Annotated in this window: 15 protein-coding genes; 8 read left to right on the top strand and 7 right to left on the bottom strand. The window is 61.3% G+C overall.

Annotation, left to right across the window (positions count from 1 at the left end):
* The 7 genes from WG622_RS19265 to WG622_RS18290 all read right to left on the bottom strand — a co-directional run.
* Positions 1-163, bottom strand: a 163-nt coding sequence (locus tag WG622_RS19265; RefSeq protein WP_369077078.1) for a TetR/AcrR family transcriptional regulator, incomplete at its 3' end; no start/stop codon positions are given.
* 155 nt (positions 164-318) lie between these two features.
* A complete protein-coding gene (locus tag WG622_RS18315) occupies positions 319-1,485 on the bottom strand; it encodes an ABC transporter substrate-binding protein (protein ID WP_274576834.1) in 1,167 nt (388 codons plus the stop codon).
* A 31-nt stretch (positions 1,486-1,516) separates the two neighbouring features.
* Positions 1,517-2,563, bottom strand: coding sequence for a branched-chain amino acid ABC transporter permease (locus WG622_RS18310; RefSeq protein ID WP_274576835.1), 1,047 nt, complete (start codon positions 2,561-2,563; stop codon positions 1,517-1,519).
* Positions 2,563-3,435 (bottom strand): branched-chain amino acid ABC transporter permease, encoded by an 873-nt coding sequence (locus tag WG622_RS18305; protein WP_274576836.1) that lies wholly within the window; start codon positions 3,433-3,435, stop codon positions 2,563-2,565. Before WG622_RS18305 ends, WG622_RS18310 begins: the two co-directional genes overlap by 1 nt.
* Positions 3,432-5,267 carry an AMP-dependent synthetase/ligase gene (locus WG622_RS18300; RefSeq protein ID WP_303964845.1) on the bottom strand — a complete coding sequence of 612 codons (1,836 nt, stop codon included), beginning with the start codon at positions 5,265-5,267 and terminating at the stop codon, positions 3,432-3,434. The genes WG622_RS18305 and WG622_RS18300 overlap by 4 nt, the downstream gene beginning before the upstream one ends.
* Positions 5,264-6,043, bottom strand: coding sequence for an ABC transporter ATP-binding protein (locus WG622_RS18295; RefSeq protein ID WP_274576838.1), 780 nt, complete (start codon positions 6,041-6,043; stop codon positions 5,264-5,266). Before WG622_RS18295 ends, WG622_RS18300 begins: the two co-directional genes overlap by 4 nt.
* Positions 6,040-6,831 carry an ABC transporter ATP-binding protein gene (locus tag WG622_RS18290; protein ID WP_303964856.1) on the bottom strand — a complete coding sequence of 264 codons (792 nt, stop codon included), beginning with the start codon at positions 6,829-6,831 and terminating at the stop codon, positions 6,040-6,042. The genes WG622_RS18295 and WG622_RS18290 overlap by 4 nt, the downstream gene beginning before the upstream one ends.
* Before the next feature lie 488 nt (positions 6,832-7,319).
* Between WG622_RS18290 and WG622_RS18285 the strand changes: the two genes are divergently transcribed.
* From WG622_RS18285 to WG622_RS18250, 8 genes are all read left to right on the top strand, one after another.
* The gene (locus WG622_RS18285) at positions 7,320-9,491 is read left to right on the top strand and encodes a ParB/RepB/Spo0J family partition protein (protein WP_303964847.1); all 2,172 of its coding nucleotides are present in this window, start codon (positions 7,320-7,322) and stop codon (positions 9,489-9,491) included.
* Between the two features lie 125 nt (positions 9,492-9,616).
* Positions 9,617-9,997, top strand: coding sequence for a DUF3768 domain-containing protein (locus WG622_RS18280; protein ID WP_303964849.1), 381 nt, complete (start codon positions 9,617-9,619; stop codon positions 9,995-9,997).
* A gap of 117 nt (positions 9,998-10,114) precedes the next feature.
* A complete protein-coding gene (locus WG622_RS18275; protein ID WP_303964851.1) occupies positions 10,115-10,411 on the top strand; it encodes a hypothetical protein in 297 nt (98 codons plus the stop codon).
* Between the two features lie 80 nt (positions 10,412-10,491).
* Positions 10,492-10,875, top strand: coding sequence for a DUF6878 family protein (locus WG622_RS18270; RefSeq protein WP_009804230.1), 384 nt, complete (start codon positions 10,492-10,494; stop codon positions 10,873-10,875).
* A gap of 1 nt (position 10,876) precedes the next feature.
* The gene (locus WG622_RS18265) at positions 10,877-11,353 is read left to right on the top strand and encodes a DUF6915 family protein (protein ID WP_037930962.1); all 477 of its coding nucleotides are present in this window, start codon (positions 10,877-10,879) and stop codon (positions 11,351-11,353) included.
* Positions 11,354-11,458: 105 nt separating this feature from the next.
* Positions 11,459-12,088 carry a hypothetical protein gene (locus WG622_RS18260; protein ID WP_037931030.1) on the top strand — a complete coding sequence of 210 codons (630 nt, stop codon included), beginning with the start codon at positions 11,459-11,461 and terminating at the stop codon, positions 12,086-12,088.
* Positions 12,089-12,603: 515 nt separating this feature from the next.
* A complete protein-coding gene (locus tag WG622_RS18255) occupies positions 12,604-17,001 on the top strand; it encodes a strawberry notch-like NTP hydrolase domain-containing protein (RefSeq protein ID WP_339404807.1) in 4,398 nt (1,465 codons plus the stop codon).
* Complete coding sequence (locus WG622_RS18250) at positions 16,998-18,044, top strand: DUF7146 domain-containing protein (RefSeq protein ID WP_339404806.1); 1,047 nt, start codon at positions 16,998-17,000, stop codon at positions 18,042-18,044. The genes WG622_RS18255 and WG622_RS18250 overlap by 4 nt, the downstream gene beginning before the upstream one ends.
* Positions 18,045-18,137 lie beyond the last annotated feature (93 nt).

Raw genomic sequence — 18,137 nt, 5'->3', positions numbered from 1 at the left:
GAACTTCCTTCAGCAGGAGAAACAGAAATTCCTCCTTGTTGCGGATGTAATTGTAAAGTGAACCCGCCTGGATCCCCACATCCTCCGCAAGGCTCCGCAGCTTCATCGCCTCGAAACCATGCTTGTAAATCCGCTTCACTCCGGCCTTGCGGATGGCTTGCATCGTTTTGGCTCCGTCCGAGCCAACAGTTCTGACCATCGTATTGCAGCCTTCCCCGGGGGGTCTCCACATGTTCCGGTCAGCGAATAAGCCATATATGCGGGGTAGCACAAGCTTTGCGCGCGGGGCGGCCAGTATCCGGCCGCCCCACATATCGGCTAGAAATTCGTCAACGGCACGAAACCTGCACCCTCCGGATCGCTGCGCAACACGCGCACCGGAGAATCCGAGAAATGACGATCAGGCGCAAAGGTCACAGCACCAAGCGCGCTGCCCACCTCAAAGGCCTTACCGCTTTCCAATGCGGTTTTGACACAAGCCCTTGTCAGATCGTCGGAACATTCCCGCATGGCCTGAACCAGGACCGTCGCGCCGGCGTAGGACGTCATGGAGTAACGATTGATCTCAGCAACCTCGCTCTCGTCAAGGTATTTCCGGGCCAACTCCATGAACGGTTGGGCCGCCTCTTCCGAAAGCGTCGCCGCGTAATCTGCAGTCAGATAGCCGTTGGCCGCCTCACCGGCCAGCTTCTGGACGATCGGTAAATGCGCCGTCCAGACAGTGCCGATGCCCAGATCGTCGAGCCCCAGTTTGCGCGCTTCTTTAAAGACTGCGACATTCTCGGAGATGATGCCGCCCGAGATCAGGAAATCGACGCCTTCATTCGCGACCCGCAACATCTCGGCTGCAAAATCTTTCTGGCCGCGCTTGTAGGGAATCTCGGCAACGCTGTTCAGTCCGAACTCTTCGACCGCACGGTCATACCCGGCCTTGACGTTCGCGCCGTAGTCATCTTCCTGATAGATAATCGCGAATTTTCCGTCCTTCAGACCCCGCTCCTCGACGGCGAGGCGCATGATGCGGTGGATCGCGTTGCCATAGCTGGTGCCGACAACGAAGATGTTCTCGCGCACGGGATTGTACAGCGATTCCGCGGGGTTGATCGACACAACCGTTAGCACGTCCTGTTCTTCGAGCAACGGCAGCATGGCCAGCATGTGGCTGGTGCCGGAGGTGCCGGTCATGGCGAAGATCCCGTCCACGCTCAGCAGCTTCTGGGCGGACTGAAAGGTCCGCGCCGGGACGTAACCGTCATCCTCGGTCAGCGCCACGACCGTGCGCCCGCCGACCCCGCCTTCGTCATTGGCCTGTGCCAGAGCGATCTTGGTGCCGAGGTAGTGCGCCTTTCCGGCAAAACTCGCCGGGCCGGTCAGGGGAAGGATTTCCCCAATCCGTATTTCATGGTCGGATACTCCCGGCGCTTCGGCGTAAGCCGGACCCATCAGGGCCTGCACCGCTGCGGCAACCGCAATCATTCTTTTCATTGTCGTCTCCTCCGTGTTTGTCTGGCCGGGCTCAGTACCGAAACGGCCAGTTCGTCCAGATCCGGCGGACCTCCCGCCAGATCCCGATCAGTCCCTCGGGCTGAAATCTCAGAACGAGGATAATTACGGCGCCATAGATCAGGCCCCGCAGCTCAAGTGCTCGGGTCGAGAAGATCTCCTGAAGGCCAGCCCCAAGAAGATCGAAGAGTATTCGGATGCCTTCGGGCAGCAACGTCATGAAGACAGTGCCGATAACCGCGCCCGCGACAGATCCCAGGCCGCCCACGATGATGATGCCGAGAGCCTCGATGCTCAGAAGCAGGCCGAAGCTGTCGACGTTGATATAGCGGACCTGATAGGCGAACAGCGCCCCGGCGATACCCGTGTAGAAAGCCGAAATCGCAAAGGCGAGAAGCTTGAACCGGGCTAAATGAATGCCCATCATCTCGGCGGCGATGTCCTGTTCGCGGATCGCCAGAAACGCGCGTCCGACGCGCGACCGCATCAGGTTAAGCACTCCGAGAACGGCCAGTACGGCCAGCGCCAGGGCAAAGAGGTAAAACGCGCCCGTCGATTTCATCTCGATACCCATCAGGTCCGCGACCGGCATGAAGAGGCCGGCGGAACCGCGCGTCAGCTGGGGCATATTCAGGATCAAATGGGTCACAATGACCGTGAAGGCCAATGTGGTGATAGCCAGATACAGACCTTTGAGCCGCAGCGACGGCACCCCCACCAGCAAGGAGGACAGCGACGCGGCAAAGCCGCCAACCAGAATCGCTGGGATCGCGGACCAGCCATAGTCCAACGCCATGATCCCCGCCCCGTAGGCGCCAACCGCCATAAAGCCGGCATGGCCAAGCGAAATCAGCCCACAGGTGCCTGTCAGCAAGTTGAGACCGACAACTCCGATCGAGGTAATTACGATCGTAGTCCCAAAGCTCAGCGCATAGGAGCCGACAAGAGCAGGCAGCAGCGATGCGCCCAGGACCAGAAGGATCGACCAGACCTTGACCGGCATTGAGTCAGTCAGACGAACCAGTTCGGGATAAGTTTCCTTGAAGATACCTGCGCGCATCAGACCCGCTCCACGTCACGGGTGCCGAACATGCCGTAGGGGCGCACCATGAGAACCATCAGGATCACCACGAAACCGACGATCTCTTTCAACCCGCGGCCGATGTAACCTTCGCCGAGGTTTTCCAGAACACCGATGATCGCGCCTCCGACGGCCGCGCCGATGGCGCTGTCGAGGCCGCCCAGGATCACCGCAGGGAACGAGCGCAGACCGAATGCGAACATATCCGGCCCCAGTTCGTAGATGGTTGCAACCAGAAGCCCGGCCAGCCCGCCGGTGACCGACGCCAGCCCCCAGGCCAGCGCATATATCCGGCGCACATCGATCCCCATAAGCAGCGCGACCGTCTCATTGCTGGACGATGCCCGCATGGCAAGACCGGCACGTGTATGCCGGTAGAACACGAAGAAGCCGACCACGACCAACGCGAGGCACACAATTGCAAGTATCTGCGTCGAATAGAGCCGGGCGCCCAAAATTTGAACGACATCCTCTGCGGGGTGAACTGGAAGAACCTGCGGCTCGGCGCCCCAGATTAGGATGACCAGGGACCGCAGGCAGACGGCCAGCCCGACCGTCATCATGACAATGGAAATAGCCGGCTCACCCAGCATTGGGCGAACCAACAGAAACTCGACTGCAAGACCGACGAGGATAGACGCCAGGATCACAAGCGGCACCAGCGCCCAGAATCCCACTCCTGAAAAGGTCGCGATGGACAGGCCGAGGTAGGCATTCAGCATCACCATCTCGCCCTGGGCGAAATTGATAATGCCTGTTGCCTTGTAGATGATGGCAAAGCCGATTGCGACAAGGCCGTATATGGCCCCGGTCGCCAAACCGGCCGCGATCAGAGCGATCAAGTAGTTCATGCTCTTTCTCCATAGATTTCAGCGATTTGAGCCGCGTATTTTTCTGCGATGGCCTTTCGGCGCACTTTCATCGTCGCGGTCAGTTCGCCATCGTCGTGGTCCAGTTCTTTTTCCAGCAGGACAAATTTCCGCACCTGTGCGACGCGCGCGAAACGCGCGTTGGCTTCGTTGACCGCTCCATCGATCAGCTTGAGCACTTCGGGCAAAGCGGTCAGGCTGCGGAACGTGGTGAAGGACAGCTGCTGTTCCTGCGCCCATTTCGCGACCACGTCGTGATCGATCTGAAGCAGGGCCGAGACAAAGTTGCGCCCGTCGCCCAGAACGATGGCCTCCCGGACATAGGGGCTTTCCTTCAGAGCGTGTTCCAACTCAGACGGAGCGATGTTCTTGCCGCCCGACGTAACAATGAGATCCTTCTTTCGGTCGACGATCCGATATTCTCCGTCATCCACAGATGCGATGTCGCCTGACGTCAGCCAGCCATCGGCGAATGCGTTCTCGGTGGCCTCTGGCGCATCCAGATACCCGGCAAAAATACTCGGGCCGCGCATCATCAACTCGCCGTCCGGCCCCAATTTGACCTGCATCGACGGGATAGGCACACCGACACCGCCAAAGCTTTCTTTTCCGGGTATTTGCTGGATGGCGACGGCGGCTGTCTCGGTCATCCCGTAGAGTTGGAAAATCGGCAGGCCCATCGCGCGGAAGAACAGCAGAACTTCGGGCGAGACCGCCGCTGCTCCGCAAAAGCAGGCCCGGCAGCGATGCAAACCGGCAAATCGCCTGAGATTCCGGAAAACAACCTTCCGCAGCAGCCACAAAGCGGCCCGGTCGATTGCACCGGGGCGCTCACCCGGAACGATTTCCTTCCGAGCATTCCGCATCGCATAGGCGATAGTGCGGTCGACGATCCACTGATTGATCGCATAGCTTTCGCGGAGCTTGATCAGAATGGTTTGCTGAAGTTTTTCCCAGATGCGCGGAACCCCGAGAAAAATGGTCGGAGCGATTTCCCGAAGGTCCGCCGATACAGTGTCGACAGACTCCGCGAAGTTCACCACCGATCCGCAGCAAAGATGCATGACCGTGGAAAACGAGCGTTCGGCCACGTGACAAAGCGGCAGGTAGCAAACCGTTTCATGGGTGCGCCCGTCATAGCCATGAGCCGACAGAACGCTTTGCGAAGCGATCAGAAGGTTTCGGTGCGTCAGGAGTGCGCCTTTCGGCGCGCCGGTCGTGCCCGAGGTATAGACGACAATGGCCGGCTGGTCCGGGCTGAGCGCCTTGATATTGCGCTCAAACCTGACCGAGTCCGCCCCATGCCCGCGCTCAAGCACGTCTTTAAAAAACACAATCTTCGCATGGTTGTAGTGGCGCATCCCCTTGGGATCGACACAGACGATCCAGTCAAGGTCTGGAAGGCCGTCGTGCTCCATCGCGTCCAGAACCTTGTCGGTCTGCTCCTGGTCCGCACAAACCACGACGCGGGCCCGGGAATGGCGCAGGATATAAGACAGCTCCTGCCACGGGCTGGTGGGGTAAAGCCCAACACACGTCCCGCCAAGAGACTGCGCGGCGATATCCGCATACATCCATTCCGGAATACCTTCGCCCGCGATCGCCAGACGGTCGCCCGAGCGGAATCCAAGCTCTTCAAGGCCGGATGCGAAGTATCGAACGTTCTCGAGATATGTGCCCCAGGTGATCCTGCGCCAGATACCCAGATCTTTTTCGCGAAAGGCCAGCGCGTGGGGCTGTTCATGCGCCCAGTGCAGAAGAAGTTGCGGCAGCGTGTTCTCACCCGAAAGGAGATTTTCAACCAGATCGCTCATGCCGCTGCTCCCTGCTCTGCGCCCATATAGGCTGCGATAACCGTGGGATCCGAGATCACGTCGTGGGGTTGGCCATCGGCGATCTTGCGGCCGAAATCGAGCACAACGAGTTTGTCCGAAATATCGGTTACGATCCCGAGGTCGTGCTCGACCATGACAACGGTCGTCCCAAGCTCCTCTCGGATGTCCAGGATGAAGCGGGCGATGTCCTCGGTTTCTTCCTGATTCATGCCTGACACCATTTCATCGAGCAGAAGAAGCTTCGGTTCGCTGGCCAGCGCCCGCGCCAATTCGACGCGCTTCTGCACACCATAAGAGAGGGTTCCGACCGGCAGATCGCGCACACCCTGAATCTCGAGAAAATCAATGATCTTCTCGACATGCTCCCGCGCCGCGACCTCTTCACGCCGTGTCCGGCCCCAATAGATCGCGGCCGAGAACGGGCCGCTGCGCAGCTTGGAATGCATGCCGATCAGAATATTGTCGACCACGCTGGCATGCCCGAAAACGGCAAGGTTCTGGAACGTGCGCCCCAACCCCATCCGCGCCATCCGATGCGCGGGCACGCCGGTCAGCGCCTGGCCCTCCAGGCGGACATGCCCGGAATTCGGCCGCAGCAGACCGCTGATCATGTTGAACACGGTCGTTTTGCCCGCTCCGTTCGGGCCGATCACACTGCAGATGCTGCCCTTCTCGACACAGAAGCTAACATCCTTAACCGCCTGTACGCCGCCAAAATTCTTGGCCAGCGCCTCCACTTCCAAAAAAGCGCTCATGACAGCCACCGCTTCCGTCGTTTGTAGTGTTTGACATCGCGCATGGATTTTCGGTCGCCGCGCGCACCGAGGCCCAGGTAGAATTCCCGGATATCTTCGTTCTTCGACAGGTCCTCTCCCGAACCGTCCAACACGACGCGACCGTTCTCCATAACGTAGGCATATCCGGCGGTCTTGATCGCCAGCGCCGCGTCCTGCTCAACCAGCAGAATCGTCATCCCGCGGGAACGGTTCAATTCGACAATCGCCTTGTAAATGTCACGCACAATGACCGGTGCAATCCCGAGCGACGGCTCATCCAACATCAGCAGCTTCGGACGCGCCATAAGCGCCCGGCCGATCGCAACCATCTGTTGTTCGCCACCAGAGAGGTATCCTGCAACAGCGCCGCGTTTTTCACGCAGGCGCGGGAAGAGTTCGTAGATTTCCTCGAGGGTTTCAGTGCATTCACCGCGGCTCCGCGTATAGCCGCCGATCAGCAGATTTTCCTCGACGGTCAGCTCTATGAACAGCCGCCGCCCCTCTGGCACCTGCGCAATTCCGAGGCGCACGATCACGTCCGGCATCAGCTGCGCGAGTTCCTGGCCGTCGAAGCGGATAATGCCGCTCCTGACGCGACCGTTCTCGGGGTAAAGCGTACCCGAAATGGATTTGAGGACAGTGCTCTTGCCAGCTCCGTTCGAGCCCAATAGCGCCGTGATACTGCCCGGCTCAACCTGGAAAGATGTGTTTCGCAACGCCTCGATCGCGTTGTCGTACACCACCTGAATGTTCTCAACTTCTAGCATTACCCCTCCCTGGGAAGCCGCGATTTCCTCCAACCGCGGACCGTCAGTGGATTGGCCATCGACGACGACGTCATAAAAATCGGGCAGCGATAAAGAGTCAAGAAAAAAACGGTTGTTCGTTTGTAATAATCGGTGACCTAGTGCCAAGCGGATGATATTTTGGGGAAAAATCGTGTAGAATAGCGGTTCGTCTGGAGTTTGACCGTGCTCAAATTAAGTCACTGCCCGGCCATGCAAGAGCGTTATCTCAATCGGTTGCATGGACCGCTTCGTATTGTTTCAATATTTTTCCAGCTCTCTGATGCGGGATGTTGGGTCTGAGGCGGGATTGTCTTTAGTTGTTCAGCTTCACTGATGTGGCATTCGCTGATCAAACCAGCACACACACGTCAACGCACAGTGAAAGCCAGAGAAAGGGAAGCCCGGGTGCCGGGCTTGAAAGGATAGAGAGAGCCTCTTCCGGGTCCGGCGCAACGAGGACCGAACCCATGGCCAAGACCGCAACCCGCCCGAAACCCACCAACTTGAAGAAGACCGAAGCCGCTGGATCGGCAACGCCTGACGCCGCCGCCGACATCCGGATGATTCCGCTCGACCAGCTGGAGACCAGCCCCCTCAACGTCCGCAAAGTCGCCGCGAGCGCCAGTGACGACGCCGAGCTTCTCTCCAGCATCCGCGAGACCGGCATCAAGCAGAACCTGGTGGTTCATGCGCTGTCTGAGTCACGCTTTGCCGTTGATGCCGGCGGTCGTCGCCTCAAGGCGCTGAAGCAGCTTGCCGAAGACGGCTTGATCTCCGCCGATCACCCGGTGCCCTGCCTCGTCGAGGACGAGCGCAACGCCATCCTCACTTCCGCCACAGAAAACCTTCAGCGCGCAGCCATGCATCCGGCCGACCAGTTCGAAGCTTTCGACAAGATGATCGGCGAGGGTCGCAGCGAGGACGAAATCGCGCTGAAATTCGGTGTCTCCGTCGACCTGGTGCGCCGCCGGCTCAAACTCGCCCGTGTCGCGCCCGAGATCATCGAGCAGTTTCGCGCGGGCGACCTGACCCTCGAATGCGTCATGGCCTTCACGCTGACGGATGACCACGATCGCCAACTGGCGGTCTGGAACGCTGTGAAGGGCGGCTATCACATCCATCCGCAGAGCATCAAACGCCAGCTGACCGAGACCGCGCATTCGGCGAACTCGGCCTTGGGGCGCTTTGTCGGCATCCAAGCCTATGAGGCGGCAGGTGGGGTTCTGCTGCGTGATCTCTTCGACGATCGTGCCAGCGCCCATATGGAAAACCCCGAGCTCCTCGAGCGCCTCGCCATCGAGAAGCTGCAGGCTGCGGCCAAACCTTTCGCGGCGCAGTGGAAATGGGTCGAGGTGCATCTCTCGGTGGACTACGGCTCGTTTCGCAGCTTCGGGCGGGTCTATCCGCAGGACATCGAACCCGATCCCGAGCTGCTGGCAGAAGAGGAACGTCTGATTGCGCGCGAGGAAGAACTGGCGGCGCAGAATGACGGTGAGGATTGGACCGACGCCGAGACCGAAGAATACTACGCAATCGAACCGCGCCTGCGCGAAATCGAGGCCCTGCAGCGTGAGCGGCAGCCTTACGCGGATGCAGATCGCGCCATTGCGGGCGTGGTTCTGACCATCGGCCATGACGGGGCGCTGCGGGTCGAGAAGGGGCTGGTGCGGCCCGAGGATATTCCCACCGCACCCGAGCCGGACGAGGCCCGAGCTGATACGGGTGATGCCCACTCCCCTGCCCGGCCGCATGTGACGCCGCCGACCTCATCGTCGCCGGTGCCGACCTCCGATCCGGCCGCGACTTTGCGCAAGGCGGATGGGATTTCGGCGAGCCTTGCCGACGATCTGCGCGCGACGCGTCAGCACATCCTGCGGGCGCATCTGGCGGCGGATTTCGAAGTGGCGTTCGATGCGATGCTCTATGCGCTCTGCGAGCAAGCTCTGGGGCGGTCCTACAACAACGAGGCGCTCGACATCTCGATCCGTCCCTTCCAGGCGCAAGACCGCGAGGTGCTGCATGCGGATACTGTCGCCCAGAAAATGCTCGAGGCGCTGGAACAGGACCTAGTGACCGACTGGATGAAACTGGAGAAGCCCGAGGACTTCCGGGTGATGTCGGCGCTGCCTCTTGCCGACAAGCAGGCGCTCTTCGCCTGGGCGACGGGTCTGGCAGTCAAGCCGCAGCTCTCCTCCGACAATCGCCTCTCGCCGATCATCGAGGAGATCGGTGTGCGGCTTGATGTCGATGTGGCGGCCTGTTGGCGCCCGACCGCGCAAAACTACTGGGGTCGGGTCAACAAGGGGCATGCAGTGACGACGGCGCGCAAGCTGATCGGCGAGGAGTATGCCGAGGATCGCAATCGCGAGCGCAAGGGCGATCTCGCGGCCGCGATGGAGCGGGCTTTCGCGGAAACCGCGAGTGAAACCGAAGGGTTTGCCGCCGCGGTGGTTGTCAAAACGACCCGCTGGTTGCCCGATGGGATGCTGTTCGCCGGTGCGTCGGATGGTGGCCTCGATCTCCCCATTGATGCGGCGGAAACCGCTTTGGGCGAAGACGAGTCCGGTGAGGAGACCATTTCAGCCTCGGACGACGAACCGGACGCCTTGCCCGCCTTTCTCAGCGGTGATGCCGCCTGAGGCACCGGCACCGATCTGAACCTTGACTGACCCATGGGCCGTCCTCGCGCAGAGGGCGGCCTTTTCCCGCTGACGGGTTTCACGCAGCCGGTGTCGGATCGGCTGGCTCGTCACGGAGACTTCTCATGACCACCACACTCGAAATCGATCCCGTCACGGAAGCCGCACTGATCGCCGCTCAAAATGATGCCTTTCGCCGCTCCATCCTCGGGACACACCCCGTCGCGGATGCACCAAAGGGCCAGTTTGTCATGACACCCGGCGTTGCAGCGCTTGGGCCGGACACCCAGCATGCTCTCACCCGCCGCGTCGCTTCGTTTGACGCGTTCAACGCTGACAGTGATCCCCATGGCTGGCACGAAATGGGCGTTATTGATTTCGACGGCACCACGGTCTGGTTCAAGATCGACCTCTATGACGTCGACTACCGATATGGCTCGTCTGAGCCCTCCGATCCCGCGCAGACCCGCCGGGTTCTGACCCTGCTCCTCCCCTCGGAATACTGAGGCCGCGCCGCCCCGAAAGCCAACCCCGGACCGCCCTTGCATAAAGGGCGGTCCTTTCGTGCTGACGGGTTCCAAGGGGCGCGACGCCCGCGTTCTGCCCGCCGAAGGAGACCAGAGATGGCCAAGACACTTGACTACCAGATTACCCTCTATCCCGCGCATCGTGACGGCGCCTTCGTTGTCACCCAGTTCCAGATGATGGCGAGCTACCCCGAAAAGCGTATCCAGGCCGCGGGCATGGATGACCTGATCAACCAAGTGACGCAGTTCGCGATGGAGCATGGCAAGAGCTGCAGCGCCTCGGTGCGCTGTCTCGCCCCGCGCAAACCGCCGGGATTCAAGCGCGCGACCGAGAACCTCTATTTCAACTTGGTTGATCGCACGACCGAGAAACGCGGCGACGCTGCGGCCTGAAGCCCCCCAAAGGAAACCTCCGGGGCGCGGCCTGCAAGACGGTCGCCCTCACCCTCCCTCAATTCCAAAGGACCGAAGATATGACACAAGCAAATGATTTCTACGCGCAGATGCTCGAAGCCCAGAGACGGGCAGCCGAACAGCGGGTCGAGACCCGCGCAGCCCTTCTCACCGAACTGCGCGGCCTCGGCGTGACCGGCCTCGACGTGCAATATGAAGGCTATGGCGATTCCGGCAATGTCGAGGAGGTCGTCGTGACGCCTGACACGATTACCCTGACAGAAGAGCTGCGGCGACGGGTCGAAGATTTCGGCTGGGACTTTGCCTATGCGCTGAGCCCTGGCTTCGAAAACAACGAGGGCGGCTATGGCGAATTGACCTGGGCGCTCGAGACGGACAAGATCGATGTCAGCCACTCGAACCGCTTCATCGAGACCGACACCACAGAACATGAGGGGCTCTGACATGGCACATCCTCTCCACCACGCCGAAAGCTCGGCCCGTAGATTTGGCGGTGTTCCAGATGATTACCAACATGTGCATGACTGGTTTGACTCATCTAAAGAGCACCTAGGTCTCTTTGTTCACAGAGCCCAAAAACATCATACGGTCGGGATCTATGATGCCGAGCGGGTGTTCGGTCGCAGCCTGATCAACAGCGCGGGCCGGGTCGTTCCGATCCGCTGGATCGGCGAGCAGCATGTGCGCGAAGACTGCCAGGGGCGTATCCCGTCACTGGCTGACTGGCTCGGACGCATACAACCCGAACCGTGGATGGCCAATGGCCGGATCGACAACGACCCGACGCAGATCGGCAGCGATCCGCGTGCGGCCTGGGTCCAGGCGGTTGCGGGTCACCAGACCATTCTTGGCTTTGAGGATTGGCTTCTCAAGGTCTCTGTCGAGCACGTCCAGCATCGCCAGAATCGCGCCGCCGCCTGATCCGCCGGGCGGCAAACTCACCAACCATCTGATCCCATCCAGATCGACCCGCCTGCGCCACAACCGGCTTGGCGGGTCGATTGCGTTTCGAGAAAGGACATGGACATGCAAGATCCCGTCTACGAGGAGGTCCACCAGGGCCACACGATCAAGATCTACCACGACCCCGACGCTGAGGACCCACGAGAGTGGTGCAACCTCGGTACGCTGATCTGCTGGCACCGCCGCTATCGGCTGGGTGACAGCCATCAGTACGACAGCCCTGAGGCGTTCCTGCGCGATCTTGCGGGCGTCTCGGATCAGAGCGATCTCTCGATGGATCGTCTGCGGGACCGCGCCGAGCGGAAGGCAATCATTCTGCCTGTGTTTCTCTATGACCATTCCGGTCTCGCGATGAACACCGTCGGGTTCCACTGCCCGTGGGATTCTGGGCAGGTCGGTTACGTCTACGTGACGCTCGAAGCGGTCCGAAAGGAATTCGGTGTAAAACGCGTGACCAAGGCCCTGCGCGAACAGGCTGTAGACATCTTACGTGGTGAGACCGCCGACTACGATTCTTACCTTGGTGGGCGTGTCTATGGTTACATCGTCGAACAGGGTGGCGAGGAGATCGACGCTTGCTGGGGGTTTGTTGGCGCCTATGAGACGCATTGTTTGCCGGAGGCGCGGAATGCCGTTCCTCGGTCCGATCCCCATGCGCCACCCGCGACCGGTGCATTGACCGCATATCCATAGAATAACTCGCCGCCACACACCGGAACTATGGGCAGCACCCGATCGCGGACATGCATTGCTGCATTGCAGAAAAGTCATAGCCCGCCCATTGTGCGACTGCAGCATTGCTCCTATGTTCGCTCTTGTGATCGGTTCTCTCCTCCTCCCTGAGCCGATCCGGAATAATCGGCGGCATCCACCTCCTCCCGGATGTCGCCTTTTTATTTGCAGATCCCCATTCTGAGCTCTTGCGATTTCTCCTGGTTGGCCATTCGGTCCCCGAGCTTGCTGTGTGTCGGGTCCGTTTCGCTGGAGGTGCCCAAAATGCAGGCACGGCCGTGTCCCAGCAGCCTGGCATGGGTTTGCGCGACAACGCCCACAGCGTCATCCCCAGATTTTGTGGATAAGTTTTCGCTGCCAAGACTTCAGTTTTCGAGGCCATGAAAGAGTGAGAGACAGGGCGGGAGGGGTGACCCCTCCCGGGTGAGAGAGTGCACGCGGGGCTCGGGGCCAACCCTCAACCCCGGAGATTGCCGATGAACGCTCACCCCCATTCCGTCCAACTTGCAACCGAGCCCGAAGCCCCTGCCCTGCCGGATGCCCCGCGCTTCGCCCAAAACCTGATGCAGGCTGCGAAAATCCTCGTCCCCGTTTTCGAGGCAGGCAGGTCCATCGACGCCGCCGCACTTCGCGCCGCGATGGAAGATGCTTGCGGTGCCAGTGACACAAGTGGTGCCTGGGTCTGGAAAGACGCCTATGAGGCGGCCGAGGTCGCCCAAATCCTTATACTCTCGCGCTACGGCGCGCTGATGCAGCGTCAGGCACTGTCGCCGCAGGCCTTCCTCACCATGATCGAGCGTCTCGCAGCTCTGGCCCCGTCTCACACGCGCCGCTCCGAAGACAGTATCCGTCTGCAACAGTTTTCCACGCCTTTGCCCCTCGCGGCCATCGTCGCGCAGGCCGCCGGGTTTCGGGACGACGACCTGATGCTCGAGCCGTCGACGGGCACGGGCATGCTGGCCATCTTTGCAAAGATCGCTGGTGCACGGTTGGCGCTGAATGAACTTGCCGACACGCGCCGCGCCCTACTGGGGCAGTTGTTCCCCGATGCCGCCGTATCTGACCACGATGCTGCCTCGATCGACGATCGTCTTGATCGCTCGATCACGCCCTCGGTCGTGGTGATGAACCCGCCGTTTTCCGCTGCCAACCATGTCGAGGGCCGGTTTAGGCAAGCGACCAGTCAGCATGTGCTTTCCGCCCTGGCACGCCTCGCGCCTGGTGGGCGGCTTGTCGTCATCACCGGCGAAAGCTTCCGTCCCTCTTTGAAATCCTTCCAGTCGACGTTTCAGCGGATCGGCCAGAGCGCCGATGTCGTGTTTTCGGCCCCCATCGACGGCAAGGTCTTCGCACGGCATGGCACCACGATCGACACGCGGTTGACGGTAATCGATAAGCGCGCGGCTGGTGCTGAAGAGACCGCACCGGCTGATATTGACGCCGCCTATCATCCGATCTGCGCGACCACGAGTGATCTTCTCTCCGTAGTACTCGCCCATTGCCCGGAACGCCGCAGCCCCCCGCCCTGCCCCACCACATCGGCCCTTTCGGTCCCGTCTCAGCCGACCCGCACCAACCTCCACGCCCTGCGCAACGCAGCACGCAAAGAAACCCGTGCGCTCGCCGAGGAACGCGCGAAGCATCCGTTCGACGACATCGAGACGGCCCCGCTCGACTACTTGCCAAAAGCCTGGAGCGAACCCTATGGCACGTTGCAGGACACGGTCTACGAGGTCTATGACCTGCAGGCGATCCGGATCGACGGCGCGGCGGAGCATCCGACAGCACTTGTGCAATCCGCCGCCATGGCCTCGGTGCCGCCGCCCGTGCCGAGCTACCGCCCCGTTCTGCCGAAGACCCTCGTTCGAGACGGTCTCCTCTCTGCGCCGCAGCTCGAAAGCGTGATCTACGCGGGCAATGCACACGAGACGCATCTCAAAGGCTTGTTCAAGCGTGGCGAGATCGAAGGCCAACTGATTGCAGCGGCTGAGGGTGACGAAGGCGCCTTCCGCCTGCGCAAGGGCTGGTTCCTCGGTGATGGCACTGGATGCGGTAAAGGGCGACAGGTCGCGGGTATCATTCTCGACAACTGGCTGCAGGGGCGTCGCCGCTCGGTCTGGGTCTCGAAGAGCGACAAGCTCATCGAGGATGCGCGACGCGACTGGATGGCGCTCGGCGGGCGTGAAAGCGATATCGTGCCGCTCTCAAAATTCCGCCAAGGCAGCGACATACGCCTGCCCGAGGGCATCCTCTTCGTTACCTACGCCACGCTGCGCTCGGCTGAACGTGAGGGCAAGGCTGCCCGCCTCGAGCAAGTGACCTCCTGGCTCGGCGAGGGGTTCGACGGGGTCATCGCTTTTGATGAAAGCCACGCCATGGCCAATGCCGCCGGCGAAAAGTCCGACCGCGGCGACAAAAAGGCCTCTCAACAAGGCCTTGCGGGCCTCGCGCTGCAAAACGCCGTGCCCGACGCCCGCGTACTCTATGTCTCGGCCACCGGGGCGACGGTCGTTGGCAATCTTGCCTATGCTTCGCGCCTCGGTCTCTGGGGCACGGGAGATTTCCCCTTCGTGACGCGGGCAGAATTTGTCGCCGCGATGGAGGCCGGGGGCATCGCCGCCATGGAGATGATTTCCCGCGACCTGAAGGCGCTTGGGCTCTATCTCGCGCGGTCCCTCTCCTATGCCGGGGTCGAATACGAGATGCTGGTCCATGAGCTGACGCCCGCCCAGGTCGCGATCTACGACAGCTACGCTGATGCCTACCAGATCATCCACACCAACCTTGAGGCTGCCCTACAAGCCTCTGGCATTTCGTCTGAGACAGGCACCTTGAACCCTCAGGCCAAATCCGCCGCACGCTCGGCGTTTGAGAGCAACAAGCAGCGCTTCTTCAACCACCTCATCACCGCCATGAAATGCCCCTCGCTGATCCGCGCCATCGAGGCGGACCTGGCGGCGGGACATTCGGCGGTGATCCAGGTGGTGTCGACCAGCGAGGCGGTGATGGAACGGCGTCTCGAAGAGATCCCGCCTTCGGAGTGGGATGATCTGCAGGTCGATTTTACGCCGCGCGAGAACATCATGGACTACCTGATGCATTCCTTCCCGACGCGGCTCTTCGAGCCTTACACCGACGAGAGCGGGGATCTGCGCTCGCGCCCGGCCGTCGATGGCGATGGCAATCACATCATTTGCCGCGAGGCGGAGCGGCGGCGGGACGAGCTTGTCGAGCATCTCGGTGCCCTTGCCCCGGTGCAGGGCGCGCTCGACCAGATCCTCTGGCATTTCGGCGGGGACGCGGTGGCCGAGGTCACGGGGCGCAAGCGGCGCATCGTGAAAACGCGCGAAGGGCGGCTCAAGGTCGAGAACCGCGCCGCCTCCTCCAACCTCGGCGAGACGCAGGCCTTCATGGACGATGCTAAGCGCATCCTGATCTTCTCCGATGCCGGGGGCACCGGGCGCAGCTATCATGCCGATCTGGAGGCCAAGAACCAGCGCCTGCGGGTGCATTACCTTCTGGAGCCCGGCTGGAAGGCGGACAATGCGATCCAGGGGCTGGGGCGCACCAATCGCACCAATCAGGCGCAGCCGCCGCTCTTTCGCCCCGTCGCGACCAATGTGAAAGGTGAGAAGCGGTTTCTCTCCACCATCGCCCGCCGCCTCGACACGCTCGGTGCCATCACCAAGGGGCAACGCGAAACCGGCGGCCAGAACATGTTCCGCGCCGAGGACAATCTTGAGAGCCCCTACGCACGCGCGGCGCTGCGACAGTTCTTCTACAAGCTGCGGGCGGGCAAGATCGACGCCTGCTCATATGCCAGGTTCCAGGAGATGACCGGGCTGACACTCGATGAGGCGGATGGCACGATGAAAGAGAATCTGCCGCCTATCCAGCAGTTCCTGAACCGCTGTCTGGCACTGCGGATCGACATGCAGGACGCGATCTTCGAGGCTTTCGGCGGGTTACTTTCGGCCATCATCGAGGACGCACGGCAGGCTGGCACGCTGGACGTCGGGCTAGAGACCCTGCGCGCCGAAAAATTCGAGATCGTCGACCGCAAGGTGATCTTCGAACATGAGGCGACGGGGGCGACGGCCACCGCCCTGACCGTTGAGCGTACGGATCGAAACGATCCGCTCACCCTGTCCCGCGTGAAAGCCATCTGCGCTGATAACAAAGGCGCGACGCTCTATTGGAACAAGACCTCCAAACGCGCGGCCCTGATGGTGAAGGCGCCGGCCTTCATGGATGAGGATGGCGTACCGATCCTGCGGGTGAAACTGCTACGGCCCATGGCGACCGAGATCCTCGCCCTCACCGAGTTCTCGAAATCGCACTGGGAAGAGATAGACGATGCGATGTTCGAACAGCTCTGGCAGGCTGAGGTCGACGCGGTGCCGCAGTTCACCACATCGAAGATCACGCTGATCTGCGGCCTCCTCCTGCCGATCTGGGACCGGCTTCCTGCCGACAACATGCGCATTTACCGCCTGCAGGCCGAGGACGGGGAGCGCGCTATCGGCCGTCTCGTCAGTCAGGAGCAGCTCCTGAATGTCTATTCACGCCTTGGTCTCGATTGTCAGATCGAGATGTCGCCGCAGGAAGTGCTCAGCGCGGTGATGGAAGCCAGGACGACCCTGAACCTCCTCGGCGGCTACCAGTTGCGCCGGTCGTTGGTCATGGGACAGCCGAGACTTGAGCTGATCGGCGCGTCGGGCGCGGCCCTGCCCCGTCTGAAAGCGATGGGTTGTTTTGCCGAGGTGATCCAGTGGAAGACTCGGGTGTTCATCCCAGTGGATGGCACTGACGTGCTGGCGCGGGTTCTGGCTGAGCACCCGGTGGGTGCCAGCGCAGCGGATGTCGCCGCATGAGCGCGCGGCGCAGCATCGCAGACCTCTCGGCCGCTCTGGCAGACCGTGCCGAGAGTTTCTGCCGCCAGTATTTCCCCGAGGGTCGTAAGCAGGGCAATTATTGGCAGGTCGGCGACACGTCCGGTGCAAAGGGCCAAAGCCTCGCCATCCGTCTGCAAGCTCAAGGTGAGCGCAAGGCCGGATCCTGGCAAGATTTCGCGACGGGTGAATATGGCGATCTCATCGACCTGCTGCAGGAACGGCTTGGGTCGGTCACGCTCAAGGAGACGCTGAGGGAGGCCCAATCCTTTCTCGGCGAGGCCCCCTGCCCTGCCGCACCTCGAGACACCCAAAGGGCTGAGCGCCCTGATGCAGCCTCCGCCAAACGCATCGCGCGGGCGCGGAAGCTCTTTGCCGCTGGCAAGCCGGTGCTTGGCACCCCGGCCGCCACCTATCTGCAGGGGCGCGGCATCACACGGCTTGGACCTGCCCTGCGCTATCACCCTCGAGTCTTCCTGCGGCAGGGCGAGGACGATCCCGATCAGCCGCGAAGGGCCCCTGCCCTGCTCGCAAAGATCACCGACAAACGGGGCCAGATCACCGGATGCGCGCGGGTCTATCTCGACCCGTCTACCGACGGGTTGGCCACGATCGAGAGACCCAAACGGATCCTTGGGCAGCTGCACGGCCATGCCATCCGCTTCTGGGCCGGCGCGGGTCGCTCGGATCTCATCGTCGGCGAAGGGCTCGAAAACACCCTCTCAATCGGAACGGCTCTCCCGGAGTTCGACCTCGCCTCCTGTCTCACCGCCACCCATCTCGGCCTCTTCATTCCATCGCCGGGGATTCAGCGCATCTGGATCGCGCGGGACAATGACGAAGCTGGACGCAATGCATCCATGAAATTGCGTAACCAACTGGACTCGCTCGGAATTACCTGTGGTGATCTCGTGTCAAACATGGGCGATTTCAACGACGATCTGCGGGCTCTTGGCAAGGATGCGCTGCGCCGCTCCCTGCTCGAGGCCATGAAAACACAAGGTCTGGAGATCGAGGACGGGTGAGCGCCAGTCTCCCCGGTGATGTCCGACAGGGCACAGGTTCCGCGGGTTCGATCTGATCTCGTTTGGATAAGGGGAGCGATGGACCGGCGGGTC

This window comes from Cognatishimia coralii, from assembly GCF_037478305.1.
Classification (GTDB): domain Bacteria; phylum Pseudomonadota; class Alphaproteobacteria; order Rhodobacterales; family Rhodobacteraceae; genus Cognatishimia; species Cognatishimia coralii.
This window is presented reverse-complemented; position numbering and strand designations above follow the sequence as displayed.